Source organism: Duganella sp. CT11-25 (assembly GCF_047302815.1).
Lineage (GTDB): Bacteria > Pseudomonadota > Gammaproteobacteria > Burkholderiales > Burkholderiaceae_D > Rugamonas.
In genome coordinates this window covers 5,394,332-5,418,586 of the sequence record NZ_JBKBFD010000001.1, presented here as the reverse complement: position 1 = coordinate 5,418,586, position 24,255 = coordinate 5,394,332, and the positions used below count along the sequence as shown (strand labels likewise).

Sequence of the window (24,255 nt, the reverse complement as noted above, 5' to 3'; positions counted from 1 at the left end):
TCGGGGATGCCGTATAATTTTAGACCGCCGACCAGTTTTGCGCGCCGTCCACGATCTCAGAAAGTATCAAATGAACAACAACGTGTCCCTTCCCGTCATGTCCAAGACCGATGCCCAGCTGCGCGAGATCCTTGCGCGCCGCATCATGATACTCGACGGCGCGATGGGCACCATCATCCAGCAGTACAAGCTGGACGAGACCGCGTACCGCGGCGGCCCGAACGGCCGCTTCATCGACTTCGCCGCCCCCGCCGGCTCCGGCGCGCGCGAGCTGTTCGTCAAGGGCAACAACGAGCTGCTGACCCTGACCCAGCCGCAGGTGATCCAGGAGATCCATGAACGCTACCTGGCCGGCGGCGCCGACCTGATCGAGACCAACACCTTCGGCGCCACCACCATCGCCCAGGACGACTATCACATGGCCCACCTGGCCTATGAGATGAACGTGCAAGCGGCCAAGCTGGCGCGCGCCGCGTGCGACAAGTACAGCAGCGCCGACAAGCCGCGCTTCGTCGCCGGCGCGCTGGGCCCGACACCCAAGACCGCCTCGATCTCGCCCGACGTCAACGACCCGGCCGCCCGCAACATCAGCTTCGACCAGCTGGTCGACGCCTACCACCAGCAGACCAAGGGCCTGATCGAAGGCGGCGTCGACGTGCTGCTGGTGGAAACCATCTTCGACACGCTGAACTGCAAGGCCGCGCTGTTCGCCATCGACAAGTTCTACGCCGAGAACCCGGGCCTGCCGCGCCTGCCGCTGATGATTTCCGGCACCGTCACCGACGCCTCGGGCCGCATCCTGTCCGGCCAGACCGTGCCGGCCTTCTGGAACTCGGTGCGCCACGCCAAGCCGCTGACCATCGGCCTGAACTGCGCACTGGGCGCGGCGCTGATGCGCCCGTATGCCGAGGAGCTGTCGCAGATCGCCGACACCTATGTCTGCATCTACCCGAACGCCGGCCTGCCCAACCCGATGAGCGACACCGGCTTCGACGAACTGCCGGCCGACACCTCGGCGCTGCTGCGCGAATTCGCCGACGCCGGCTTCATCAACATCGCCGGCGGCTGCTGCGGCACCACGCCGGACCACATCGAGGCGATCGCCTCGATGCTGGCCACCACCAAGCCGCGCGAGGTGCCGGACGTGCCGGTGGCGCAGCGCCTGTCGGGCCTGGAGCCGTTCACCATCGACAACAGCTCGCTGTTCGTCAACGTCGGCGAGCGCACCAACGTCACCGGCTCGAAGGCGTTCGCGCGCATGATCCTCAACGAGCAGTACGACGAGGCGCTGAGCGTGGCGCGCCAGCAGGTGGAAAACGGCGCCCAGGTGATCGACATCAACATGGACGAGGCGATGCTCGATTCGCAGGCGGCCATGACGCGCTTCCTGAACCTGATCGCCTCCGAACCGGACATCTCGCGCGTGCCGATCATGATCGACTCGTCCAAGTGGTCGGTGATCGAAGCCGGCCTGAAATGCGTGCAGGGCAAGTCCATCGTCAACTCCATCTCGATGAAGGAAGGCGAAGAGGAATTCATCCGCCAGGCCCGGCTGTGCCTGAGCTACGGCGCCGCCGTGATCGTCATGGCCTTCGATGAAAAAGGCCAGGCCGACACCTTCGAGCGCAAGATCGAAATCTGCGAACGCGCCTACAAGCTGCTGACGCAAACCGTCGGCTTCCCGCCGGAAGACATCATCTTCGACCCGAACATCTTCGCCATCGCCACCGGCATCGAAGAGCACAACAACTACGCGGTGGACTTCATCAACGCCACCCGCTGGATCAAGGACAACCTGCCGCACGCCAAGATCTCGGGCGGCGTCTCCAACGTCTCGTTCTCGTTCCGCGGCAACGACCCGGCGCGCGAAGCGATCCACACCGTGTTCCTGTACCACGCGATCAAGGCCGGCATGACCATGGGCATCGTCAACGCCGGCATGGTCGGCGTCTACGACGACCTGCCGGCCGAGCTGCGCGAGCGCGTCGAGGACGTGGTGCTGAACCGCCGCGACGACGCTACCGAGCGCATGATCGACATCGCCGGCACGCTCAAGGCCGGCGCCGGCAAGCAGGACGCGCAAAACCTCGAGTGGCGCAACGGCCCGGTCGAGAAGCGCCTGGCGCACGCGCTGGTGCACGGCATCACCCAGTTCATCACCGACGACACCGAAGAGATGCGCCAGCAGGTGCTGGCCGCCAAGGGCCGTCCGATCCACGTGATCGAAGGCCCGCTGATGGACGGCATGAACATCGTCGGCGACCTGTTCGGCCAGGGCAAGATGTTCCTGCCGCAGGTGGTCAAGTCGGCGCGCGTGATGAAGCAGGCCGTGGCCCATCTGATCCCGTACATCGAGGAAGAAAAGCTGGCCGAGGAAAAGCGCACCGGCATCGTCGCCAAGCCGAAGGGCAAGATCGTCATCGCCACCGTCAAGGGCGACGTCCACGACATCGGCAAGAACATCGTCTCGGTGGTCCTGCAATGCAATAACTTCGAAGTGGTGAACATGGGCGTGATGGTGCCCTGCTCCGAGATCCTGGCGCGCGCCAAGCTGGAGAACGCCGACATCATCGGCCTGTCCGGCCTGATCACGCCGTCGCTGGAGGAAATGGCGCACGTCGCCAAGGAAATGCAGCGCGACGAGCACTTCCGCATGCTGAAGATCCCGCTGCTGATCGGCGGCGCCACCACCAGCCGCGCCCACACCGCCGTCAAGATCGCCCACAACTACGAAGGCCCGGTGGTCTACGTGCCGGACGCGTCGCGCTCGGTGTCGGTGGCGCAATCGCTGCTGACGCCGGAAAGCCGCGAGCAGTACATCGACGAGATCGCGCAGGACTACGTGCGCATCCGCGAGCAGCACGCCAACAAGAAGGCGCTGCCGATGCTGTCGATCAAGGATGCGCGCGCCAACAAGATGCTGGTGCCGTTCGACGGCGCCGGCGCGCCGCTCAAGCCGAAGTTCATCGGCCGCCGCGAATTCAAGAACGTCGACCTGGCGACCATCTCCCGCTATATCGACTGGGGCCCGTTCTTCCAGACCTGGGACCTGGCCGGTCCGTTCCCGGCCATCCTGACCGACGAGGTGGTCGGCGAGGCCGCCACCAAGGTGTTCGAGGAAGGCCAGGCGCTGCTGAAGAAAATCATCGACGGCCGCTGGCTGACCGCCAACGGCGTCATTGCGCTGCTGCCGGCCAACAGCGTCAACGACGACGATATCGAGATCTACACCGACGACACGCGCAGCACGGTCGACTTCACCTACTACGGCCTGCGCCAGCAAGGCGTCAAGCCGGTGGTGGACGGCGTGCAGCGGCCCAACCAGTGCCTGTCGGACTTCATCGCCTCGAAGCAATCCGGCGTCAAGGATTACATCGGCATGTTCGCCGTGACCGCCGGCCTGGGCATCGAGAGGCACGAGAAGCGTTTTGAAGACGCGCACGACGACTACTCGTCGATCATGCTGAAGTCGCTGGCCGACCGCCTGGCCGAAGCGTTTGCCGAATACATGCACGAGCGCGTGCGGACCGACCTGTGGGGCTACGCCAGCGGCGAGTCGCTGAGCAACGGCGACATGATCGCCGAGAAGTATGTCGGCATCCGCCCGGCGCCGGGCTATCCGGCCTGCCCGGAGCACACCGTCAAGCGCGACATGTTCAAGACCCTGCAGGCCGAGGAGATCGGCATGCAGCTGACCGAATCGTTCGCCATGTATCCGGGCGCCGCCGTGTCCGGCTTCTACTTCGCGCACCCGGAGTCGAAATACTTCGTGGTCGGCAAGATCGGCGAAGACCAGCTGCTCGACATGGCCGCGCGCCGCCAGGTCGACAAGGCCGAACTGGAACGCTGGCTGGCGCCGAATTTGTCCTGATCCCGGGTTGAACTTTTAGCCATGTCGCCTGACTAAGTAGGAACGCTGCCAATCGGCGGCATGACTATGGGAGGCTATATGGCAACTAATCCATCCGTCAAGCGCTGGCAGGACCAGCTGATCTTGCTACTGGGCCTGTGGTTCTTTATCACGCCCTGGGTGTTTGCATATCCGATCCCGTCGATACAGGCATGGACCGCGTTCATTTCCGGCGCGGTGATGGTGGTGCTGGCGGCGTTCGACCTGTACAAGACCTATTTCTGGGCCGTGGTGCTCAACCTGCTGGTCGGGATATGGGTGGCGGTCTCGCCGTGGGTGCTGAAGATGGCCGATAACGCCGAGCTGACGTGGAACTCGGTGATCGTCGGCATTGCGGTGGCCGTGCTGGCCCTGTGGGAAATGCGCACCGATCCGGAACTGGTCAAGCACTGGCCGGGAGCCGGTCACGCCACTTGAGCGGCGCGTGGTGCGCTGCGCGCACTCAAGCCATCCAGTTAAATCGCGTAGCGCACCACGTTGTCGCTCCACTCGAACGCGGCCATCTCCAGTTCCACCAGCTCATCGGTGGACATGGCGAGGTCGCGCAACGTCGGCACGATGTGGTCGCCCAGCTCTTCCAGCCGCTCTATGCATTCGGCCAGCTTGAGCAGGTCGCCGAAGAAGCCCGCCCGGTGCTGCAGCGCGTCCGCCACCTCGTCGCTGACCGGGATCTGCGCCAGGATTTCCGACATCGGAATGCCGAACAGCGTATCCATCAGCGACATGATGCCGACCGTGAAGGCGACATCGGCCACATTGCGCTGGCTCGGACGCAGCTTGCCGGCCAGCAGTTCCAGCAGGCGGCCGCGCGTGGTGGCCAGCATCAGCAGCGGCGTCATGCTGTGGCCGCGCTTGCTCGGTTCCGCGTACAGCATGATCTGCAGCCAGCGCTGCAACTGGCGCCGGCCCAGTATCGTCACCGCCTGGCTCAGCGAATCGATGCGCTGGCGCGCGCCCACCGCCGGCGTGTTCACCAGGCGCAGCAGGTTCAGCGCCAGCGACACGTCGCGCTTGATCGCGCGTTCGATTTCCTTGTTGTCGGCGTCGGAGGTCACCAGCGTCATCAGCTCCATCACCGCCAGCTGCGACGGCGACAGCTTCTTGCCGCTCATGATGACCGGCTTGGAGAAGTAATAGCCCTGGAAGTAGTCGAAGCCCAGGTCCAGGCAGTTCTTGAATTCCTCGCGCGTCTCGACCTTTTCCGCCACCAGCTTTTTCTTGTCCAGGCGGAAGCGCGGCGCCAGCTTCATCAGCGTCGACAGCGGGATGGTGCGCACATCCATCTTGACGTACGCGACCAGCGGCAACAGCTCGGCCACGACGGCGCTCTCGCCGCTGACATCGTCCAGCGCGAAGCTGAAGCCGTGGCCCACCAGTTCCTTGATGCGCTCCAGCACCTGCGGCGTGACCTGCATGCTGTTGATCATCTCCAGCACCACTTTCTCGCGCGGCAAGAAGGAGAAGATGTCGCTCATGATGACGTCGGCATCGACGTTGACGAAGCCCAGGGCGTCGCCGATGGTTTTTTCCATGCCCAGCTGCGAGGCGTGGGCGATCACCGCCGCCGTCGCCGACAAGTCGTTGGTGACGTGGGCCGGCCCGACCGGGGCGTTGCGGAACAGCAGCTCGTAACCGAACAGGCCCTGGTTGCGGTCCAGGATGGGCTGGCGGCCCAGGTAGAACTCGCGCACGCGCAAGCTGCGGGGTCCGGTGTCTTGTTGGGAGAGATCGATCATCGCTAGTCCAAATCAGAAGGCAGCTATTTCGCCATACTATTATTCTGACAGCAATGTGATGCGATGTCTCCGGGAATTTATATCAATCTGCCGCTTGAGGAATGCCGTCGATGAACAGCTTCAGCTCGCCGGGCAGGAAGGCGGTCCACTGCTCGTTGGTGGTCAGCGGCTGGGTGACGATGATGGCGACGCGGTCGTTGGGCGTTGTTACCTGCGAGAAATCCACGCTGACATCCTCGTCGGACAACTTGGCGGTGTCGAACGGATATTTGCGCACCAGATAGAACAAATTGGTCGAGCAATGGGCAAACAGCTCGCCGCCGGACGACAGCATCATGTTGAAGGTGCCATGGGTGGCGATTTCATGCACCAGGGAACTGAGCACGGAGCGCAGCTCGGCCAGCGGCGGGCGCCGGTCGCCGAAGCGGGCGCGCAGCTGCTGCAAGATGTAGCAGAACGCCAGTTCGCTGTCGGTGGTGCCGACCGGGCGGTAGGCGCCGTCCAGCACCGGCGCGAATTCCTTCAGGTCGCCATTGTGGGCAAACACCCAATATTGCCCCCACAGCTCGCGCACGAAGGGATGGCAATTCTCCAGCGCCACCTGGCCTTGCGTGGCCTTGCGGATATGGGCGATGACATTGGTGGATTGGATCGGGTAACGCTTGATCAGCTCGGCGATCGGCGAGGCGATCGCGGCCTGGTGATCGACGAAGTGACGCACGCCCGCACCTTCGAAGAAGGCGATGCCCCAGCCGTCATGGTGGGTGTCGGTTTGGCCGCCGCGCATGGCGAAGCCGGTAAAGCTGAACACAATGTCGGTCGGTACATTGCAGTTCATTCCTAGGAGTTGGCACATGGCGTAATTATAACCACGCCATGCGCCGCCTGTGCCCCTTTAATGCAACAGCACCGGATGGCTCATCAGCGCATCGTAGCTGCCCAAAAACTCATCGATTTCCTGCATGGTCGGCTCGCCGGCGATCAGCTCGTTGACATCGCGGCGGAAATGCTGCGCCAGGATGCCGGCGATGAAGATCTCGCGCTTGCCGCCTTTGTCGACGATTTCATAGCCGCCGAAACGCAGCGCATCCAGACTGCGGTCCGCGCCGAATTCGACAACACTGTATTGCTCGCTGTTATAGATGAGGTTCATGTTGCTTCCTTTCACAAGGGGCGAAACACCATCGGTTTCACCTTCAGCACCGAGTTGGGGCTGAAAGCGGACGATTTCAAGCCCTTACGGGCCCGATCAGCGGGCGGAAGAACTAAGCCTCGATATCGGATTGCAAATCCAGCAACTCGCCGTACGGCGCCTCGGACAGCCAGCAACGCAGCAGTTCGAGGTGTTCGGCGGAAGCCAGACTGATGTAGAGCCGCGCCGGGGGACGGCGCAGCACACGGTTCAATGTTACTCGCAAAACGAGATTGCCGCTGCAATGGAGACAGCCTGGGGCAATACGCAACACTTGCGGCACGGGATCGTAGGGGACGGGACCGTCGGCGGGATCGAAGGCCAGCGCCGAACCGCCGTCCGACAAGCCCTCCAGAATGATGACGCTCGGCACTCCCGTTTGCAGGAGGCCGGCAATGGCGGTTTCGCGCGCGCCGGCGCGCGGGCCGGTGACCAGCCAGGTCGGCACCGGCGCCCGCGCCGGCGGCGCGGCGCCGGCGGCCTGGGGGCCGGTCACGGGATCAGACGCCCTTCTTTGCCAGTTTGCCCGGCTCCACGCCCAATTGCTTGAGCTTGCGGTACAGGTGGGTGCGTTCCAGGCCGGTTTTCTCCGCCACGCGCGTCATGCTGCCGCCTTCGCGGCCCAGGTGGTGCTCGAAATACATGCGCTCGAAGGCGTCGCGCGCCTCGCGCAGCGGCAGGTCGAACGACAGGTTGAACATATGGTTGTCGGCGCCGGCGATGGTGGCGCCGCCGCGCACGGCGATCTGCGCCGACGGATTGGGCTGGCTGAAGCCGGCGTTCGGCGCTTCCTCCGGCTGGCTGGCCGCCACCGGACGCGGCGCCAGGGCCGGGGCGCGCACGGTTTCCTGCGCGCGGGTCAGGCCCTGCTGGACCGCCTTCAGCAGCTTTTGCAGCGCGATCGGCTTCTCCAGGAAATTCAGCGCGCCGATGCGGGTGGCCTCGACTGCCGTATCGATAGTCGCATGGCCCGACATCATAATCACCGGCATGGTCAGCAGGCCGTCGCGCTGCCACTCCTTGAGCAAGGTCACGCCGTCGGTATCCGGCATCCAGATATCGAGCAACACCAGGTCGGGCGCGCCGCCGGCGCGCGCTTCACGCGCCTGCTGGGCGTTTTCGGCCAGTTGTATTGCGTGTCCCTCATCGCTCAAGATTTCCGAGAGCAACTCGCGAATGCCCATCTCATCGTCAACTACCAGAATGTTTGCCATCTTCCCTTGCCTTCCTCATTTCGCCGCTTCGTGTCGGCAATGATTTTTGTAGTCATTGAAACGTATTTTGCGACGCCGGTGCTAACTTTAACAGCAAAATCAATACCGACGCGCCACTTCTATCGACATGGTTCTGGATATCGATCCGTCCACCATGTTCATCGATAATTTTTTTCACCATCGCCAGGCCCAGGCCGGTGCCGCGCGCCTTCGACGTGACATACGGTTCGAACGCCCGCGCCAGGATCTTCGGCGCGAATCCGGGGCCGTTGTCGGTGATCGCCAGCCGCACCGCGGTCCGTGTCGTGCCATCCGCGCCCTGATAATGAATGGCTTCGCTGATCACGTCAATGTGCGGCTGCGGTGCGCCCTGCGGCTGCTCGGCCATCGCGTCCTGCGCGTTCTGCAGCAGGTTGTGGATGACCTGGCGCAATTGGGTGGCGTCGCCCATCACCAGCGGCAGTCCGGGCGCCAGTTGCGGGTGAATGATGTCGTTGCCTTCGCCGCTGATGTACAGGTGCAGGATCTCTTCCACCAGCGCGTTCAGGTCCAGCGGTTCCAGCACCGCCGGCGGCGTGCGGGCGTAGTCGCGGAAGTCGTCGACCATGCGCTTCATCGCCGCCACCTGGTTGACGATGGTGGCCGTGCCCTTGTTGAGCAGTTCGGTATCGGCCGGCGCCAGCTTGCCCTCCAGCTTCATCTGCAGGCGCTCGGCCGACAGCTGGATCGGCGTCAGCGGGTTCTTGATCTCGTGCGCCAGGCGGCGCGCCACCTCGCCCCAGGCGATCGAGCGCTGCGCCGAGATGACGTCGGAAATATCGTCGAACACCACCAGGTAGCCGCTGCCGCTCTCGATCGGCAGGCGCGAGCCGCGCGTCAGCAGGGTCAGGTCGTTGTCGTCCAGGCTGGCCGAACGGCGCGGCACCTCGATCTGGCGCTGCCAGTGCAGCCGCTGCAGGTTGCGGCCGGCCGCCGACTGCGCGCTCTGCGCCGCGAACGCCGCCACGATGGCGCCGCCGAATTCCTGCAAGCCGTCGATCTCGTCCAGCTTCTGGCCGATCATGGTGACGCCGGCCTGCTGCAGGATGCGCTCGACCGAGTCGTTGCAGCTGATCAGGTGGAATTCGTGGTCCAGCACCATCACGCCGGCCGACATATTGGCCAGCACCGATTCCAGGTGGGCCTTGGCGTTTTGCAGCGCGGAACGGTTGCGCTCGACGGCGCTGCGGGCGTCCGACAGCTGGCGCGTCATCATGTTGAACGATTGCGTCAGCGTGCCCAGCTCGTCGGAGGTGGCGACGATGGGCCGCGGCGACAGGTCGCCCTCGGCCACCGCGCGCGTGCCCTCGGCCAGCAGCAGCAGCGGCTGGGCCAGGTCGCTGGCGATCAGGAAGGCGCTGGCGATGGCGCCGAACACCGCCAGCAGCAGGGTCAGGGTCAGGGTCACGATGTACATCTTGCGCAGGCCGACGCGTGCCGTGAAGCGCTCCTTGTAGTCGGCGTAGGCGCTGCGGATGGTTTCGCCGTCGGCCGCCAGCTGCGCCGGCGCCAGCTGCAGCAGCTGCAGGTAGCGCGGCGCCAGGTGGGTGCCGTTGGGCTGCACATGGTCGGGGATGGCCATCACCACCCGCAGGCGCAGCGCGTTGGCGTTGACGCTGTCCTGCGGCGCCACCGGGGCGTCGATCAGGTTGCTGCGCAGCTCGCCGCCGCCCTCCGGCGCGCCGTAGGCGTCGTCGCTCTTGGCCTTGGCCATCATCTCGCGGGTCGGCAGCGCGGCGCTGAGGTTGCCGCTGCGGCTGGCGCGGGCGCTGACGATCAGGCCGCCCTCGGCGTCGACGATGATGGCGCTCTGCATCCCGGTCTCGCTCTTGACCAGCGCGGCCAGCGTGGCGCGCTCGGTGCCGTAGGGGCGGTCGGCCAGGTCCTGCACGGTGCGGCCGGCGGTGAGCGTGAGTTCGCTCAGCGAGCGGTCCAGGCCGGCGCGGCTGAGGTTGATGCCGGACTCCAGCGCCTCCTCGACCGGCACGTTGAACCACGATTCAATCGAATGGGAAACGAACTGCACCGAGACCAGGAAGATCACCAGCCCCGGCAGCACGCCGATGGCGGCGAACAGCAACACCAGCCGGGTCATCAGCTTGGAGCCGAACTTGCCGGTCTTGTAGCGGGAATACAGGCGGAACAGGGACACGGCCACCAGCAGCAGCAGCGCGCCGGCCACCGCGGCGTTCAGGCCCAGCAGCCAGGCGTAGTAGCGGTCGAAAAAGCCGGAATTGTCGGAAGCGGAGGCCAGCAGGAACAGCAGGATGCTGACGATGGCGCCGCCAACAACGGAAAAATACCGTAACGCCGTGTTCACTTACTCGGCCCTGTACTGGAAGGATTTCTTGTCCGACGCCAGGCGCCATTCACTGTTGTTCAGGGCATTGACCTTGAGCGGCTTGGGCACGTAGTTCGGGTCCAGCCCCATGCTCAGCTTGACGTTGTAGACTTCGCCGACCTTGAGCGCGCCGCGCGCCGCCACCAGCCAGCGGTTGGGACGCCGTATCAGGAACAGCGCATCCTCCAGCGTCGAAAAACTCTGGTGCACGCTGCCGCTGACGGCGACGTTGTACTGGCGCGTCAGCACGTTGTAGGACAGGCTGATGGTCTGGCGCGCGACGATGGCTTTCTCGTCGAACCAGTACCAGCGCGGGCGGGTGAATTCGATTTCCGTGGCGAAATACAGCGAGCGGCCGTATTGCAGCGTGTCTTCCATCTCGTGGCTGAGCTCGAAGCCGTAGGTGGCCGACAGGCGGTAGCCCTCGTCGGACGCCTCGATCAGCGCGCGGCGGATTTCGACGCCGTCGGCGGCGTGCGCGGCCTGCGGCAGCACGGCTGCGAAGGCCAGTATCAGCAGCAGTTGCCCGATCAGGAGTCGAAAAAATCGTTGTGTCACGTGTGGGCCGGTGCTCAAGGGGTCCGAAGAAGTAAAACAGGCAAAACGGTCACGCATTTTTCTGGAACAACGCGTAGAACAAACCATCGTGATCCTGCCCGGAGCCGCCGGCGGGGAGCAATTGACCGGGCGCATCCAGTCGAACAGCCTGGTTGCGTACTGCAAAAGCGGCCGCCTGCGCCTCGGATTCCTGCGGCCACAAGGAACATGTCACGAATAGCAATTTACCACCCGGGGCCAGCATCTGCCAAAGATTGTCGAGGATTTTGGCCGAAAGTGTTGCAAGTTGGAGCGTGTCGCCCTTGCGGCGCAGCCAGCGGATATCCGGGTGGCGGCGCACGATGCCGGACGCCGTGCACGGCACGTCGGCCAGGATGCGGTCGAACGGTTTGCCGTCCCACCAGCCGGCGCTCTGGGCGTCGGCGGCGCGCAGCGTGGCCTGCAGCTGGAGCCGCTCCAGGTTCTCGCCCACGCGGGCCAGGCGCTTGGCGTCGGCGTCCAGCGCGGTGACGCTGGCGTCGGCCAGTTCCAGGATATGGCAAGTCTTGCCGCCGGGCGCCGCGCAGGCGTCCAGCACGCGCATGCCGTTTTGCACATCGAGCAGCGGCGCGGCCAGCTGGGCGCCGGCGTCCTGCACCGAGACCAGGCCGTCGGCAAAGCCGGGGATCAGCGCCACGCCGACCGGCTTGGCCAGGCGCACCGCGTAGGGGCCGATCCGGGCCGCCGCCATGCCGGCCGCCTCCAGCGCGGCCAGGTACTGCTCCATCGTGGTCTTGCGGGCGTTGATGCGCAAGGTCAGCGGCGGCGCCGTGTTGCCGGTCGCCAGCACGTCCTGCCAGTCCTGCGGCCAGGCGGTCTTGGCGGCGTCGATCCACCATTGCGGGTAGTTCCACTTGGCCACCGGCTGCAGCAGGGCCGCCTCCAGCAGCGCCTTGCGTTCGCGCAGGAAGCGGCGCAGCACGGCGTTGACCATGCCCTTGGCGCGGGCGGTGTCCGGATGGGCGTCGGCCGCCGTCACGGTCTGGTCGACGATGGTGAATTCCTCATACGGCGCGGTCTCGTCCGGCGCCGTCATCAGCGCCATGGCGCAGGACAGCAGGGCCGACACCAGCGGTTCCGGCGCCTTGGGCGCCATCAGCGCCACCAGCGCCTCGCTCTGGCCCAGCTGGCGCATGGCGCGGTAGGCGATGTCCTGCATGGCGCCGCGCGCCTGCGGCGAAGTTTCCTGCCGGCCCCAGACCTGGGCCAGTGCCTGCGGCAGGTTGGTGCCGGTGCGGACCTGGGCCACCGCGTGGGCGGCGCCGATCAGGCTGAACGCCAGGGAATCGGGCTTCAAGCCCGTCTGGAAGCTGGTTTGCAGCGCCGGTTTCAGGTCGCGCGCATGGCTGGCGCGCAGCTTGGGCGCTGCAGCCTTTGCGGGTGACTTCAAAGAGAGCGTCGGACGCTTGTTCATATGCTAATTCCAGAGTGGGGCCTGCTGCCGTGATCGCGCAGTATACAGCAGCGCCTATGACATAGCGATTACGGCATTTGTAACGGTTGTTTACGCCACTCCGCGCCACTGGCCGCGTATCTTTGCAAACCAGTATAATTACCGCTGTTTGGCCGGCCCTGCCGCCGGCCGTTTTCGCTTCCGGATACATTTTTAGCGCGGCCAGTCCGCCACCATGCTCATGCTCGCCCAACAAAAACAAGATATCACCGCCCTGTTCCAGGCCGCCCTCGCACCCATCCTGGCCGGCACCGACGTCGTCGGCAACGTCGTGCTGGAGCGTCCGCGCGACCCGTCGCACGGTGACGTCGCCTGCAACATCGCCATGCAACTGGCCAAGCAGCTGAAAATGAACCCGCGCGAACTGGCCACCAAGGTGGTCGACGCGCTGCTGGCCAACCCGGCCGGCAAGGGCCTGGTGGAATCGGCCGACATCGCCGGCCCCGGCTTCATCAACCTGCGCGTCAGCGCCGCCGCCAAGCAGGCCGTGGTCAAGACCGTGCTGGCGCAGGGCGCCGCCTACGGCGGCGGCGTGGTCGGCAACGGCAAGAGCGTCATCATCGAATTCGTCTCGGCCAACCCGACCGGCCCGCTGCACGTGGGCCACGGCCGCCAGGCCGCGCTGGGCGACGCGCTGTCCTCGCTGTTCAAGTCGCAGGGCTACGACGTCACCCGCGAGTTCTACTACAACGACGCCGGCGTGCAGATCCAGACCCTGGCCAACTCGGTGCAGGCGCGCCTGCGCGGCCACAAGCCGGGCGACGCCGCCTGGCCCGAATCGGCCTACAACGGCGACTACATCGCCGACATCGCCGCCGACTTCACGGCCGGGAAGACCGTGTCGGCCTCGGACGGCTCGCCGGCCACCGCCTCGGGCGACGTCGAGGACATCGAATCGATCCGCCACTTCGCCGTGACCTACCTGCGCAACGAGCAGGACATCGACCTGCAGGCCTTCGGCGTCAAGTTCGACAACTACTACCTCGAATCGTCGCTGTACGCCGACGGCAAGGTCGACGCCGCCGTCGACATGCTCAACAAGTCCGGCAAGACCTACGAGGAAGAAGGCGCGCTGTGGCTGCGCACCGAAGACTACGGCGACGACAAGAACCGCGTGATGCGCAAGAAGGACGGCACCTACACCTACTTCGTGCCGGACGTGGCCTACCACATCGTCAAGTTCCAGCGCGGCTACACCCAGGCGATCAACGTCCAGGGCTCCGACCACCACGGCACCATCGCCCGCGTGCGCGCCGGCCTGCAGGCGGTCGACCTCGGCATCCCGCAAGGCTACCCCGACTACGTGCTGCACAAGATGGTCACCGTGATGAAGGGCGGCGAAGAGGTCAAGATCTCCAAGCGCGCCGGCTCCTACGTCACCGTGCGCGACCTGATCGAATGGTCGGGCGGCGGCGACATCACCAAGGGCCGCGACGCGGTGCGCTTCTTCCTCATCTCGCGCAAGGCCGACACCGAATTCGTGTTCGACGTCGATGTCGCGCTCAAGACCTCGGACGAGAATCCGGTGTATTACGTGCAGTACGCCCACGCGCGCATCTGCCGCATGCTGGAACAGTGGACCGGCGCCGAAGCCGACCTGGCCAACGTCGACCTGTCGCCGCTGACCGCGCCGACCGAGGCGACGCTGCTGGCGACGCTGGCCGCCTACCCGGAAACGCTGGCGCGCGCGCAGGCGGAACTGGGGCCGCACCAGATCGCGTTCTACCTGCGCGACCTGGCCGCCAACCTGCACAGCTTCTACTTCGCCGAGCGCGTGCTGGTCGACGACGAAGCGCTGAAAGCGGCGCGCATCGCGCTGATGGTCGCTACCCGCCAGGTGCTGCGCAACGGCCTGGCGCTGATCGGCGTCTCGGCTCCCAATAAAATGTAATTGCGAAGGACATCCCGCACAATGAATTTCCGCTCCAGCTTTACTCCGCGTTCCAGACAGCAGGGCAACACCTTCGTCGGCATCGTCATCGGCCTGGTCATCGGCCTGGCGATCGCCGTGGTCGTGGCGCTGGTGATCACCAAGGGTTCGACGCCGTTCACCGACAAGGGGCATGCGAACAAGTCGGCGGAAACCACGGCGGGCCAGGCGGCCGATCCGAACAAGCCGATGTACGGCAACAAGGAAGCGGCGCGCGAGGCGGCGAAGGATTTTGCGAAGGAACCGCCCAAGGCGCCGCCCGCGGCCGATCCGCTGCAAGCGGTGGTGGACAAGATCCAGGCCACGCCGGCCACACCGGCGCCCGCGCCGGCGCCGGCGCCGAAGGCGGCTCCCGCCACGCCGGCCGCCGCCAACGTCGCGCCGCAGCCGGTGGCCAAGGCCGCGCCGGCCGCCCCCGCAGCCGACGCCGGCGACGACAAATTCATCTACTACCTGCAGGCCGGCGCCTTCCGTGAAATCGCCGACGCCGAAAGCGCCCGCGCCAAGCTGGCTCTGCTCGGTTTCGAGGCCAACGTCTCCGACCGCGCCACCGACACCGGCGTGCTGCACCGCGTGCGCATCGGCCCGTTCAACCAGGTCGAAGCGATGAACAAGGTACGCAGCAAGCTGTCCGAAAACGGTATCGACGTCGCCGTCGTCCGCAACCAGAAATAACCAAGCAAAAATCATTGAGGAGTAAAGATGCGATTCCTGAAATTCATCCTGACCGCGCTGACCTTGAGCGCAGTCGCCCTGTCGTCCGCCTCCGCATCGCCGGCCGATCCGAAGAACGGCGTTGAATACAAGACCCTGGCCGCGCCGCAGCCGGTCGACACCGGCAAGAAGGTCGAGATCATCGAATTCTTCGACTACGCCTGCCCGCACTGCTCCGCCTTCGATCCGGCGCTGGGCGCATGGGTCAAGAAACAGGGCGACAACATCGTCTTCAAGCGCATGCACATCTCGCGCTCCGGCACCGACCTGCCGCAGCAAAAAATGTTCTTCACGCTGGAAGCGATGGGCGCGCTGACCGAAGCGCTGCACACCAAGGCCTTCGCCGAGATCCACGTCAACCACAACCGCATGAACCGCGATGAGCTGGTGTTCGACTTCATCGCCAAGCAGGGCATCGACCGCCAGAAATTCATCGACACCTACCGCGGCTTCGGCGTGGCCGGCCGCGTGCGCAAGGCCAGCGCGATGATGGACGCCTATAACGTCGACTCCTGGCCGATGCTGGCCGTGGACGGCAAGTACATGACCTCGCCGACCATGGCCGACGCCGAAAAGCAGGCCGCCGCCACCGAAGCGCAGCTGCACGGCGAAGTCACGCAGGTGCTGGACGTGCTGGTCGCGAAAGCGAAAGCGGAAAAGAAATAAGCATGCAAGCCCAAGGCGCCGTCCAGCCATGACGCCTTTGCGCGTCTTCATCACCGGCGCCTCCAGCGGCATCGGCGCCGCGCTGGCCGCGGAGTATGCGGCGCAAGGCGCCACGCTCGGCCTGCTGGCCCGGCGCGGCGACACGCTGGACCGGCTGATCGCCTCCCTGCCCCATCCCGAACGCCACCGCGCCTACGCGGTCGACGTGCGCGACCACGCGGCGATCGCCGCCGCCGCGCAAGCCTTCCTCGCGCACGCGGGCGGCGTCGACGTGGTGATCGCCAACGCCGGCATCTCGGTCGGCACGCTCACCGAGTTCGCCGAAGACATTCCTGTATTTGCGGACGTGATCGCGACCAACGTGGTGGCCACCGCCGCCACCTTCGCGCCCTTCATCGCGGCGATGCGCGCGCAGCGCACGCCCGGGCGGCTGGTCGGCATCGGCAGCGTGGCCGGCATACGCGGCCTGCCCGGCGCGGAAGCCTACAGCGCCTCCAAGGCGGCGGTGATCAGCTACTGCGAATCGCTGCGGCTGGAGCTCAAGCCTTACGGCATCCGCGTCGTCACGCTGTGCCCCGGCTACATCGACACGCCGATGACGCAGGTGAACCCATATCCGATGCCGTTCCTGATGGCGCCCGCAAAATTCGCGGCCAAGGCCGCGCGCGTCGTCGAAGCCGGCGACAGCTACGCCGTCATCCCGTGGCAGATGGGCGTGGTCGCCAAGGTGCTGCGGCTGCTGCCGAACCCCGTCTACGATTTCGCCTTCGGCAAGGCGCCGCACAAACCCCGCAAAAAAGCCGCAGCATGAACACTTTATCCGCACCGGCCATCACCGCCCACTGCGCCACCAGCGCGTCGCACGTCGCCATCGAAGCGGTGGCCGAAACCGGCTCCACCAACGCCGACCTGCTGGCCCGCATCGATACGCTGAACGGTCCGCTGCTGCGGATCGCCGAAAACCAGACCGCCGGCCGTGGACGCGCCGGCCGCGCATGGCTGTCCCGGCCAGGCGCGGCGCTGATGTTCTCGCTGGCATGGCGCTTCAAGGGGCCGCTGCACCGGATGTCCGGCCTGCCGATGGCGGTCGGCGTCGCGCTGGCCGAGACCATCGCCGCGCTCGGCGTGCCGGTGCAGATCAAGTGGCCCAACGACCTGCTGCGCGACGGTAAGAAACTGGCCGGCATCCTGGTCGAAACGCAGACCGCGCGCGACGACACCGACGGCGCGATCTGGGCCGTCATCGGCGTGGGCCTGAACCTGGTCATGCCGGACGAACTGGAAGCGGCGATCGGCCGCGAAGTGGCCGCCGCGCCGTGGCTGGCCAAGATGGACCGCAACCAGCTGATGGCCGCGCTGCTGAGCCGCCTGGCCGCCGTGCTGGCCGAATTCGACGACACCGGCTTCGCGCCGTTCGCCGGCCGCTGGAATGCGCTGCACGCCTGGCAGGGCCGGGACGTGGTCGTCCTCGACCGGGGCAAGATCCTGCAGCAAGGCGTGGCCGCCGGCGTCGACGCCATCGGCCGCCTGATGCTCGACACCGCGCAAGGCCGGGTCGACGTGCTGTCCGGCGACGTCTCGCTGCGCTTATCCTCACCTATCGGAACATCATGATTTTACTGATCGACGCCGGCAATACCCGCGTCAAATGGGCATTGGCCGAACCTGGCGCCGCGCTGGGCGCATGGACCGCGCACGGCGCCGTCGCCCACACCGACCTGCCGCAACTCGAACTGGCCTGGAGTGAAGCGGTGGCCGAGCGCGGCGTCGACCGCATCATGATCGCCAACGTGGCCGGCAATGCGCTGCGCGTGCACCTGGAATACGTGCTGCAGCGGACCTTCCCCGCCATGCTGCCGGAGCAGGCCATCGACTGGTTTGCCTCGCTGCCGGCGCTGGCCGGCCTGACCAACGGCTACCGCAATCCGGCGCAGCTGGGCTGCGACCGTTTCGCCGCCGCCATCGCCGGCCATGCGCTGGCGCCGAACCTGCCGGTGGTGGTCGCCAACTGCGGCACCGCCACCACCATCGACGCCGTCACGGCGGACGGCGTGTTCCTGGGCGGGATGATACTGCCGGGCCTCGGCCTGATGGCTAGCTCGCTGGCGCGCAACACGGCGCAGTTGCCGCAAATTGCGCAAGACGGTAAGCTGCCGGACGGATTCGCCGACAATACCGACGATGCCATCCTGAGCGGCTGCATGACGGCGCAAAGCGGCGCCATCGAGCATGCGTTCGCGCTGCATGGCGCCGCCGAGTGCATCATCTCCGGCGGCGCGGCGCCCTACATTGCGCCGCTGCTGAAAGTGCCGTACCGTATAGTCGAGAATATCGTGTTGATCGGTTTGCATGCTGCCGCCGGCAGCGCAGAATAGGGAAACGCCCTCGTGCTGAAATTTATTTTCTGGTCGCTGTTAGCCGTCAACGCCGCGTTGTTCGCGTACGGGCAGGGCTATCTCGGCCATTTCAGCGGCAACGAGCGCGAGCCGGAGCGCCTGCTCAAGCAGCTCAACGCCGACAAGCTGGTCATCATCCCGGCCGAAAAAGCCAACAACGTCTCCGCGGCGACGGCCGCCGCCGCCGCTGCCAGCGCCGCCAAGGCCGCGCCGGAAGCGCTGGCCTGCCTGGAGATCGGCAGCTTCGTGCTGGCCGATGCGCGCCGCTTCGAAACCCAGCTGGCGCCGCTGAACCTGGGCGACCGCCAGTCGCGCCGCAACCTGCCGGGCACCGAGGTATCGAGTTATATCGTTTATATTCCGCCGCAGGGCAGCAAGGAGGCCGCCGACAAGAAGGCCGGCGAACTGCGCGGCCTGGGCGTGACCAACTACTTCGTCATGTCGGACAGCTCGCCGCTGCGCTGGGGGATTTCGCTGGGCGTGTTCAAGACCGAAGGCGCGGCGCAGAACCAGCTGGCCATGCTGATGAAACAAGGCGTGCGCAGCGCGCGCGTGGCGCCGCGCATGAGCGGCAGCAAACTGCTGGGCTTCCAGTTCCGCGACGTCGATGCGGCGTTGAAGGCCAGGCTGGAACAGATCGGCACCGGCTTCCCCAACGCCGAAACCCACGCCTGCAAGTAACCGCGCCAGCGGGCGCGCCGGCGCCTAGCGCTGGATCACGATCGGTTTAAGCCGCAATGAAGACGGCAGGCCTTGCGTGGCCTGCTGCGCTTCCTGGCGGGTGGCGAACGGCCCGCTGAACAAGCGGAACACCGAGCCGCCCTGCACCACTTCCATGGCGTTCAAGCCGCTGCCGGCCAGCTTGCCGCGCACCGCTTCCGCATTCTCCGCGCGCGAGTAGGCGCCCAGCTGGATATAGTAGCCGCTTGCCATGCCGCCGCTACTCGCGGACAGCGCGTCCGAGTCCACCGGCGCGCGGTCGGACAGCATCAGCGCCTCGACCTGCGGCGTCAGGGTGCCCGGCACCGGCTGTGGCGTCAACACCAGCGGCTGGACCAGCGACGGCGCGGACGGTGGTGTCGGCGCCGTCACCAGGCGCTCCTTCGATTGCGACTGCAAGCGCGGCTTGGTGGTGCCGGACACGCCTTCGCGCGAGGCCTGCATGCGGTCGATCTCGTCGGGCAGGATGCGTTCGATCTTCAACTCATGGCTGCCTTTGCCCAGCAGGCCCAGTTTCAGCGCCGCCGTGTACGAGACGTCGATGGCGCGGTTGGCGTGGAACGGCCCGCGGTCGTTGATCCGCACGATCACCACCGCGCCGCTGACCATATTGGACAGCCGCGCATAGGAAGGAATCGGCAGCGTCGGATGCGCCGCCGTCATCTTGTACATATCGTACAGCTCACCGGACGAGGTGCGCTGGCCGTGGAATTTCTTGCCGTACCAGCTGCCGACGCCGATCTGCGTAAACGGCTTGTTGTCGGTGATCGGCGTGTAGGTTTTGCCGAAGACCACATACGGACGGTTGGAACGCGGCAGCAGCGGATCGTTGCGCACATCGGCGTCGGGCACGTCGGCCAGGTTGGCCGGCGCGGCGTCGCCGGGACCGTCGTCCTGGTAGTAGCCGCCACGGCCGGAGTTCGCCGGCGGCAGCACCGGCAGCGTGGTCGCCGGCTTGCTGGTGGACGGCGCCTTGATGACCGGCGCACCGGTACGCGATGAGCGGGACAACGGCCCGCCCTCGTCGGTCGGCACGGTGCCGCAACCGGCCAGCGCCAGCGCCGCCAGCACGGCGGAGATTTTCAGGATACGGCTTCGGGCTATGCGCATGACGTCATCCTCATGGTTTCTTCTGTGGCGGCGGCCGTTCCAGTTCAATGGCGGCGGCCTGCTCCTCCAGCGTCTGCCCTTCCACCGGCAGCACGGTCTCCGCGTCTTCCTTCTCCACCTTGGTCGTATCCTTTGCCGCCGGGCGCTTGCCCAGCAAATAATAATCCAGCGCCTTGCGGACGATGGGCGCGGCCTGCTCGCCGCCCTTGCCCGCGTTCTCCACCACGATCGCGATCGCGATGCGCGGCTTGTCCACCGGCGCAAACGCCGTGAACAGGGCATTGTCGCGCAGCCGCTCGGCCAGTTTCGCGGCATTGTACTTCTCGCCCTTTTTAATCGTGATCACCTGCGCGGTGCCGGTCTTGCCGCCCACCGTGTAGCCGGCGCCGCCAAAGGCGCGGAAGCCGGTGCCGCCAGCCTCGCTGGTCACGCCGACCATCGCGTTCTTGATGAAATCGATATTCTCCCGCTTGAGCGGAATGCGATAGCTCTCCTTCGATACGGTCAGGCTGCGCGCCCGCGTCGCACCATCCTCAAGAATCTTGACCAGGTGCGGCTTCATCACCACGCCGTCGTTGGCCAGGTTGGCCACCGCATGCGCGATCTGCAGCGGCGTGTAGGCGTTATAGCCCGAACCGTTGCTGACCGAGATGGTATCACCACCGACCCACTTGCCCGTCGCACCCTTGAAACGCTTGCGCTTCCATTCCTGCGACGGCAGCACACCGGCTTTCTCGTTATCCAGGTCGATGCCGGTCTTTTCGCCGAAGCCGAACGGCTGCATGAAGTCGTGGATGGCGTCGATGCCCATGTCGTGGCCCAGCGCGTAGTAATAGGTATTGCACGAGACGATGATGGAGCGGCGCATATCGACGTTGCCATGGCCGCCGGCCAGGTCGTCGTTGAACTTGTGGCCGCCGAGGTAGTAGTAGCCGGGATCGTAGGTGGCCTGGCCCGGGGTACGCTTGCCCAGCTCCAGCGCGGCCAGCGCCATGAAGGGCTTGAAGGTGGAACCCGGCGCGTAGGTGCCCGACAGCGGGCGGTTGACCATCGGCCGGTCCAGCGAGGTATTCAGTTCGTTCCAGCTTTGCGCGTCGATACCGTCGACGAACAGGTTGGGATCGTAGCCCGGCCGCGAGACATAGGCCAGGATGTCGCCGCTCGACGGCTCGATCGCCACCAGCGCGCCGCGCCGTTCGCCGAAGGCCTCCTCCACCACTTTCTGCAGCTCGATGTCGATCGACAGTATCAGGTTGCTGCCCGGCGTGGCCGAAGTGCGCGACAGCGTGCGGATCGCGCGCCCGCCGGCCGATACCTCGACTTCCTCGTAGCCGGTCTTGCCGTGCAGTTGCTGCTCGTAGCTCTTCTCCAGGCCTTCCTTGCCGATATGGTCGGTGCCCTTGTAGTTGGCGGCATCGTCGGTGTCTTCGATGGCCTCGGCCTCGGCGCGGCTGACGCGGCCGATGAAGCCGATCACGTGCGAAGCGGTTTCGCCCAGCGGATACTGGCGGAACAGGCGCGCCTGCACTTCGACGCCGGGGAAGCGGAAGCGCTGCGCTGAAAAGCGCGCCACCTCCTCGTCGGTCAGCCGGGTGCGCAGCGGCACGCTCTCGAAGCCGCGCGATTCCTCCAGCAGCTTCCTGAACCGCTTGCGGTCCTTGACGTCCACCTCCACCAGCGTGGCCAGCTCGTCGATGGTCTGGTCCAGCGTCGCCGTCAGCTTGGACGGCGTGATCTCCAGCGTATAGGCCGAGTAATTACGCGCCAGGACCACGCCGTTGCGGTCCAGGATCAGCCCCCGGTTCGGCACGATGGGAACCAGGGCGATACGGTTCTCCTCCGCCTTCACGGCGAAGTCCTCGTGCTTGATGATCTGCAGCCAGATGAAGCGCGCCAGCAGCAGCGCAAAGCAAATGAAGACCATGCCGCCCAGCGCGGTGACGCGGGTGCGGAACTCGCGCAGTTCCTGCTCGGTGTCCTTGATCTCCATTACGCCAGCGCCCCGGAGCGCACCGCGCGGCTATGGCGCTGGATGCTCATCAGGATGCCGCCGCCCAGGCCCAGCGTCAGCAGCGCGGTGCCGCCGTAGCTCATGAACGGCAGCGGCACGCCGACCACCGGGATGATGCCGCTGACCATGCCCATGTTGACGAAGGCGTAGGTGAAGTAAATCATCGTCACCGCGCCGGCCAGCAGGCGCGAGAACAGCGTCGCCGCATTGACCGCGATATGCAGGCCGCGCCAGATCAGCAGCAGGTATAGCGCCATCAGCACCAGGTTGCCGGTCAGGCCGAACTCCTCGGAGAACACGGCGAAAATAAAATCGGTGGTGCGCTCGGGGATGAACTCCAGGTGGGCCTGCGTGCCGTGGGTCCAGCCCTTGCCGGAAAAGCCGCCGGAACCGATCGCGATCATCGACTGGATGATGTGGAAGCCCTTGCCCAGCGGGTCGTGATAGGGATCGATCAGCGTCATGACGCGCTCGCGCTGGTAGTCGTGCATCACGGCCCACAGCAGCGGCAAAGCCGCGCATCCGGCCGCCGCCAGCGCGGCCAGCACCCGCCACGACAGGCCGCTCAGGAAGATCACATAGCATCCCGCCGCCGTCACCAGCAGCGCCGTGCCCAGGTCGGGCTGGCGCGCGATCAGGCCGGCCGGCACCGCCAGCAGCAGCGCGGCGATCGCATACGCATGCCAGCGCAACTGGCCCTGCTGCCGCTGGAAGAACCAGGCCAGCATCAGCGGCATGGCGATCTTCATCAGTTCCGACGGCTGGATCTGGAAGCCGAGGTTGAGCCAGCGCCGCGAGCCGCCCTTGATGACGCCGAACAGCGCGACGGCGACCAGCAGCGCCACGCCCAGCGCGTAGGCCGGCACGGCGAGCCGCATCATGGCCTGCGGCGGGACGTTCGCCGCGATCCACATCACCATGAAGGCCATGAAGATATTGCGCAGCTGGTCGGCCACCTTGCCCGGAATGGCCATGCCGGCCGAGTACAGCGTGATCAGGCCGACGAACAGCAGCAGCGTGATGATGATGGCCAGCGGCCCGTCGAACACCGCGAGGTACGGCAGCACCCGCTGCCGCCAGGAACGGCCCTGGACGAGCCCCATCAGGTCTGCACCAGCTTGCGGTGGCGCTGTATGCTCATCAGGATGCCGGCGCCCAGGCCCAGCGTCAGCAGCGCTGTGCCGCCGTAGCTCATGAACGGCAGCGGCACGCCGACCACCGGCAGGATGCCGCTGACCATGCCCATGTTGACGAAGGCGTAGGTGAAGTAAATCATCGTCACCGCGCCGGCCAGCAGGCGGGTGAAGAAGTTGGGCGCGCTGCCGGCGATCATCAGGCCGCGGCCGATCAGCAGCAGGTACAGCACCATCAGCAGCAGGTTGCCGGCCAGGCCGAATTCCTCCGAGTAGACGGCAAAGATAAAGTCGGTGGTGCGCTCGGGGATGAACTCAAGGTGGGCCTGCGTGCCGTGGGTCCAGCCCTTGCCGGTGATGCCGCCCGAGCCGACCGCGATAGTCGACTGGATGATGTGGAAGCCCTTGCCCAGCGGGTCGGAGGTCGGATCGATCAGCGTCATGACGCGCTCGCGCTGGTAGTCGTGCAGCACCGACCAGATCACCGGCAGGCTGGCGGCGCCGGCGAGCACCAGTCCGACCAGCGCCTTCCACGACAGGCCGGCCAGGAAGATCACGCAGAAGCCGGCGGCCACCACCAGCAGCGCCGTGCCCAGGTCCGGCTGGCGCACGATCAGGCCGACCGGCACCGCCAGCAGCACCGCCGCGATCGCATACGATTGCCAGCGCAGCTGGCCGGCGCGGTTCTGGAAGAACCAGGCCAGCATCAGCGGCGTGACGATCTTCATGAACTCGGACGGCTGGATATCGATGCCGATGTGCAGCCAGCGCCGCGCGCCCAGCTTGATGGTGCCGAACAGCGCCACCGCGATCAGCAGCAGCACGCCGATCGCATAGGCCGGCACGGCGATCCGCATCATCATCTGCGGCGAGATGTTCGCCACGACCCACATCACGACGAACGACAGCACGATGTTGCGCAGCTGGTCTTCCATCTTGCCGGGAATGCCGATGCTGGCCGAGTACAGCGTGACCAGGCTGACCGACAGCAGCATCAGGATGATGACGGTCAGCGGTCCGTCGAACACGGTGAAATACGGCCGCAGGCGGCGCCACAATGAACGCCTTTCGTTTATGCGCATGATGAGGTGAT

21 protein-coding genes are annotated in these 24,255 nt (G+C 65.8%); 9 read left to right on the top strand and 12 right to left on the bottom strand.

The features are described 5' to 3' along the window. The first annotated feature begins 97 nt into the window (after positions 1-97). Entirely contained in the window at positions 98-3,871 is a 3,774-nt protein-coding gene (gene metH, locus ACEN9F_RS23345) for a methionine synthase (protein WP_413427155.1), read from the top strand. A gap of 78 nt (positions 3,872-3,949) precedes the next feature. Further along, positions 3,950-4,327: an SPW repeat protein gene (locus tag ACEN9F_RS23340; RefSeq protein WP_413423781.1), complete on the top strand. Its 378-nt coding sequence runs from the start codon at positions 3,950-3,952 to the stop codon at positions 4,325-4,327. 38 nt (positions 4,328-4,365) lie between these two features. Here ACEN9F_RS23340 and ACEN9F_RS23335 read toward each other — a convergent pair whose 3' ends face one another. The 8 genes from ACEN9F_RS23335 to rsmB all read right to left on the bottom strand — a co-directional run bounded on the left by ACEN9F_RS23335 (position 4,366) and on the right by rsmB (position 12,443). Further along, positions 4,366-5,646 (bottom strand): EAL and HDOD domain-containing protein, encoded by a 1,281-nt coding sequence (locus tag ACEN9F_RS23335; RefSeq protein WP_413423779.1) that lies wholly within the window; start codon positions 5,644-5,646, stop codon positions 4,366-4,368. A gap of 82 nt (positions 5,647-5,728) precedes the next feature. Then, positions 5,729-6,502 (bottom strand): class II glutamine amidotransferase, encoded by a 774-nt coding sequence (locus ACEN9F_RS23330; protein ID WP_413423777.1) that lies wholly within the window; start codon positions 6,500-6,502, stop codon positions 5,729-5,731. 39 nt (positions 6,503-6,541) lie between these two features. Then, positions 6,542-6,799, bottom strand: coding sequence for a DUF3567 domain-containing protein (locus ACEN9F_RS23325; protein WP_166108452.1), 258 nt, complete (start codon positions 6,797-6,799; stop codon positions 6,542-6,544). Between the two features lie 112 nt (positions 6,800-6,911). Then, positions 6,912-7,334 carry a GTPase gene (locus ACEN9F_RS23320; protein WP_413423775.1) on the bottom strand — a complete coding sequence of 141 codons (423 nt, stop codon included), beginning with the start codon at positions 7,332-7,334 and terminating at the stop codon, positions 6,912-6,914. Positions 7,335-7,338: 4 nt separating this feature from the next. Next, positions 7,339-8,052, bottom strand: coding sequence for a response regulator (locus ACEN9F_RS23315; RefSeq protein ID WP_413423773.1), 714 nt, complete (start codon positions 8,050-8,052; stop codon positions 7,339-7,341). 52 nt (positions 8,053-8,104) lie between these two features. After that, on the bottom strand, positions 8,105-10,411 hold the full coding sequence (locus ACEN9F_RS23310) for an ATP-binding protein (protein WP_413423771.1): 2,307 nt from the start codon (positions 10,409-10,411) through the stop codon (positions 8,105-8,107). Further along, entirely contained in the window at positions 10,412-11,047 is a 636-nt protein-coding gene (locus ACEN9F_RS23305; protein ID WP_413423769.1) for a DUF4390 domain-containing protein, read from the bottom strand. Further along, complete coding sequence (gene rsmB / locus ACEN9F_RS23300) at positions 11,040-12,443, bottom strand: 16S rRNA (cytosine(967)-C(5))-methyltransferase RsmB (RefSeq protein WP_413423767.1); 1,404 nt, start codon at positions 12,441-12,443, stop codon at positions 11,040-11,042. Before rsmB ends, ACEN9F_RS23305 begins: the two co-directional genes overlap by 8 nt. Before the next feature lie 220 nt (positions 12,444-12,663). Between rsmB and argS the strand changes: the two genes are divergently transcribed. Genes argS through ACEN9F_RS23265 form a run of 7 tightly spaced genes read left to right on the top strand, consistent with a single transcriptional unit; the run spans position 12,664 to position 18,869 of the window. Continuing rightward, the gene (argS, locus tag ACEN9F_RS23295) at positions 12,664-14,373 is read left to right on the top strand and encodes an arginine--tRNA ligase (RefSeq protein WP_413423765.1); all 1,710 of its coding nucleotides are present in this window, start codon (positions 12,664-12,666) and stop codon (positions 14,371-14,373) included. Between the two features lie 21 nt (positions 14,374-14,394). Continuing rightward, positions 14,395-15,087 carry an SPOR domain-containing protein gene (locus ACEN9F_RS23290; RefSeq protein ID WP_413423763.1) on the top strand — a complete coding sequence of 231 codons (693 nt, stop codon included), beginning with the start codon at positions 14,395-14,397 and terminating at the stop codon, positions 15,085-15,087. A gap of 27 nt (positions 15,088-15,114) precedes the next feature. Next, the gene (locus ACEN9F_RS23285; protein WP_413423761.1) at positions 15,115-15,792 is read left to right on the top strand and encodes a thiol:disulfide interchange protein DsbA/DsbL; all 678 of its coding nucleotides are present in this window, start codon (positions 15,115-15,117) and stop codon (positions 15,790-15,792) included. 28 nt (positions 15,793-15,820) lie between these two features. Further along, entirely contained in the window at positions 15,821-16,603 is a 783-nt protein-coding gene (locus tag ACEN9F_RS23280; RefSeq protein ID WP_413423759.1) for an SDR family oxidoreductase, read from the top strand. Then, positions 16,600-17,406 (top strand): biotin--[acetyl-CoA-carboxylase] ligase, encoded by an 807-nt coding sequence (locus ACEN9F_RS23275; protein ID WP_413423757.1) that lies wholly within the window; start codon positions 16,600-16,602, stop codon positions 17,404-17,406. Before ACEN9F_RS23280 ends, ACEN9F_RS23275 begins: the two co-directional genes overlap by 4 nt. Continuing rightward, entirely contained in the window at positions 17,403-18,167 is a 765-nt protein-coding gene (locus tag ACEN9F_RS23270; RefSeq protein WP_413423755.1) for a type III pantothenate kinase, read from the top strand. Before ACEN9F_RS23275 ends, ACEN9F_RS23270 begins: the two co-directional genes overlap by 4 nt. A gap of 12 nt (positions 18,168-18,179) precedes the next feature. Continuing rightward, positions 18,180-18,869: an SPOR domain-containing protein gene (locus tag ACEN9F_RS23265; RefSeq protein ID WP_413423752.1), complete on the top strand. Its 690-nt coding sequence runs from the start codon at positions 18,180-18,182 to the stop codon at positions 18,867-18,869. A 24-nt stretch (positions 18,870-18,893) separates the two neighbouring features. Here ACEN9F_RS23265 and ACEN9F_RS23260 read toward each other — a convergent pair whose 3' ends face one another. The 4 genes from ACEN9F_RS23260 to rodA (ACEN9F_RS23245) are packed head-to-tail and all read right to left on the bottom strand — an operon-like array spanning position 18,894 to position 24,244. After that, entirely contained in the window at positions 18,894-20,018 is a 1,125-nt protein-coding gene (locus ACEN9F_RS23260) for a septal ring lytic transglycosylase RlpA family protein (RefSeq protein ID WP_413423750.1), read from the bottom strand. Between the two features lie 10 nt (positions 20,019-20,028). Continuing rightward, the gene (mrdA, locus tag ACEN9F_RS23255) at positions 20,029-22,008 is read right to left on the bottom strand and encodes a penicillin-binding protein 2 (RefSeq protein WP_413423748.1); all 1,980 of its coding nucleotides are present in this window, start codon (positions 22,006-22,008) and stop codon (positions 20,029-20,031) included. Further along, the gene (gene rodA / locus ACEN9F_RS23250) at positions 22,008-23,132 is read right to left on the bottom strand and encodes a rod shape-determining protein RodA (RefSeq protein WP_413423746.1); all 1,125 of its coding nucleotides are present in this window, start codon (positions 23,130-23,132) and stop codon (positions 22,008-22,010) included. The genes mrdA and rodA (ACEN9F_RS23250) overlap by 1 nt, the downstream gene beginning before the upstream one ends. Then, positions 23,132-24,244, bottom strand: a complete 1,113-nt coding sequence (gene rodA / locus ACEN9F_RS23245; RefSeq protein WP_413423744.1) for a rod shape-determining protein RodA — start codon at positions 24,242-24,244, stop codon at positions 23,132-23,134. Before rodA (ACEN9F_RS23245) ends, rodA (ACEN9F_RS23250) begins: the two co-directional genes overlap by 1 nt. Positions 24,245-24,255: the final 11 nt, after the last annotated feature.

What these genes read in the sequence shown, in the direction of transcription:
- ACEN9F_RS23290 (WP_413423763.1), top strand. Translation starts at nt 14,395, where the DNA reads ATGAATTTCCGCTCCAGCTTTACTCCGCGTTCCAGACAGCAGGGCAAC.
- argS (WP_413423765.1), top strand. Translation starts at nt 12,664, where the DNA reads ATGCTCGCCCAACAAAAACAAGATATCACCGCCCTGTTCCAGGCCGCC.
- ACEN9F_RS23305 (WP_413423769.1), bottom strand. Translation starts at nt 11,047, where the DNA reads ATGCGTGACCGTTTTGCCTGTTTTACTTCTTCGGACCCCTTGAGCACC.
- metH (WP_413427155.1), top strand. Translation starts at nt 98, where the DNA reads ATGTCCAAGACCGATGCCCAGCTGCGCGAGATCCTTGCGCGCCGCATC.
- ACEN9F_RS23285 (WP_413423761.1), top strand. Translation starts at nt 15,115, where the DNA reads ATGCGATTCCTGAAATTCATCCTGACCGCGCTGACCTTGAGCGCAGTC.
- ACEN9F_RS23280 (WP_413423759.1), top strand. Translation starts at nt 15,821, where the DNA reads ATGACGCCTTTGCGCGTCTTCATCACCGGCGCCTCCAGCGGCATCGGC.
- ACEN9F_RS23270 (WP_413423755.1), top strand. Translation starts at nt 17,403, where the DNA reads ATGATTTTACTGATCGACGCCGGCAATACCCGCGTCAAATGGGCATTG.
- rodA (WP_413423744.1), bottom strand. Translation starts at nt 24,244, where the DNA reads ATGCGCATAAACGAAAGGCGTTCATTGTGGCGCCGCCTGCGGCCGTAT.
- rsmB (WP_413423767.1), bottom strand. Translation starts at nt 12,443, where the DNA reads ATGAACAAGCGTCCGACGCTCTCTTTGAAGTCACCCGCAAAGGCTGCA.
- ACEN9F_RS23275 (WP_413423757.1), top strand. Translation starts at nt 16,600, where the DNA reads ATGAACACTTTATCCGCACCGGCCATCACCGCCCACTGCGCCACCAGC.
- ACEN9F_RS23330 (WP_413423777.1), bottom strand. Translation starts at nt 6,502, where the DNA reads ATGTGCCAACTCCTAGGAATGAACTGCAATGTACCGACCGACATTGTG.
- ACEN9F_RS23340 (WP_413423781.1), top strand. Translation starts at nt 3,950, where the DNA reads ATGGCAACTAATCCATCCGTCAAGCGCTGGCAGGACCAGCTGATCTTG.
- ACEN9F_RS23260 (WP_413423750.1), bottom strand. Translation starts at nt 20,018, where the DNA reads ATGCGCATAGCCCGAAGCCGTATCCTGAAAATCTCCGCCGTGCTGGCG.
- ACEN9F_RS23335 (WP_413423779.1), bottom strand. Translation starts at nt 5,646, where the DNA reads ATGATCGATCTCTCCCAACAAGACACCGGACCCCGCAGCTTGCGCGTG.
- ACEN9F_RS23315 (WP_413423773.1), bottom strand. Translation starts at nt 8,052, where the DNA reads ATGGCAAACATTCTGGTAGTTGACGATGAGATGGGCATTCGCGAGTTG.
- ACEN9F_RS23325 (WP_166108452.1), bottom strand. Translation starts at nt 6,799, where the DNA reads ATGAACCTCATCTATAACAGCGAGCAATACAGTGTTGTCGAATTCGGC.
- rodA (WP_413423746.1), bottom strand. Translation starts at nt 23,132, where the DNA reads ATGGGGCTCGTCCAGGGCCGTTCCTGGCGGCAGCGGGTGCTGCCGTAC.
- mrdA (WP_413423748.1), bottom strand. Translation starts at nt 22,008, where the DNA reads ATGGAGATCAAGGACACCGAGCAGGAACTGCGCGAGTTCCGCACCCGC.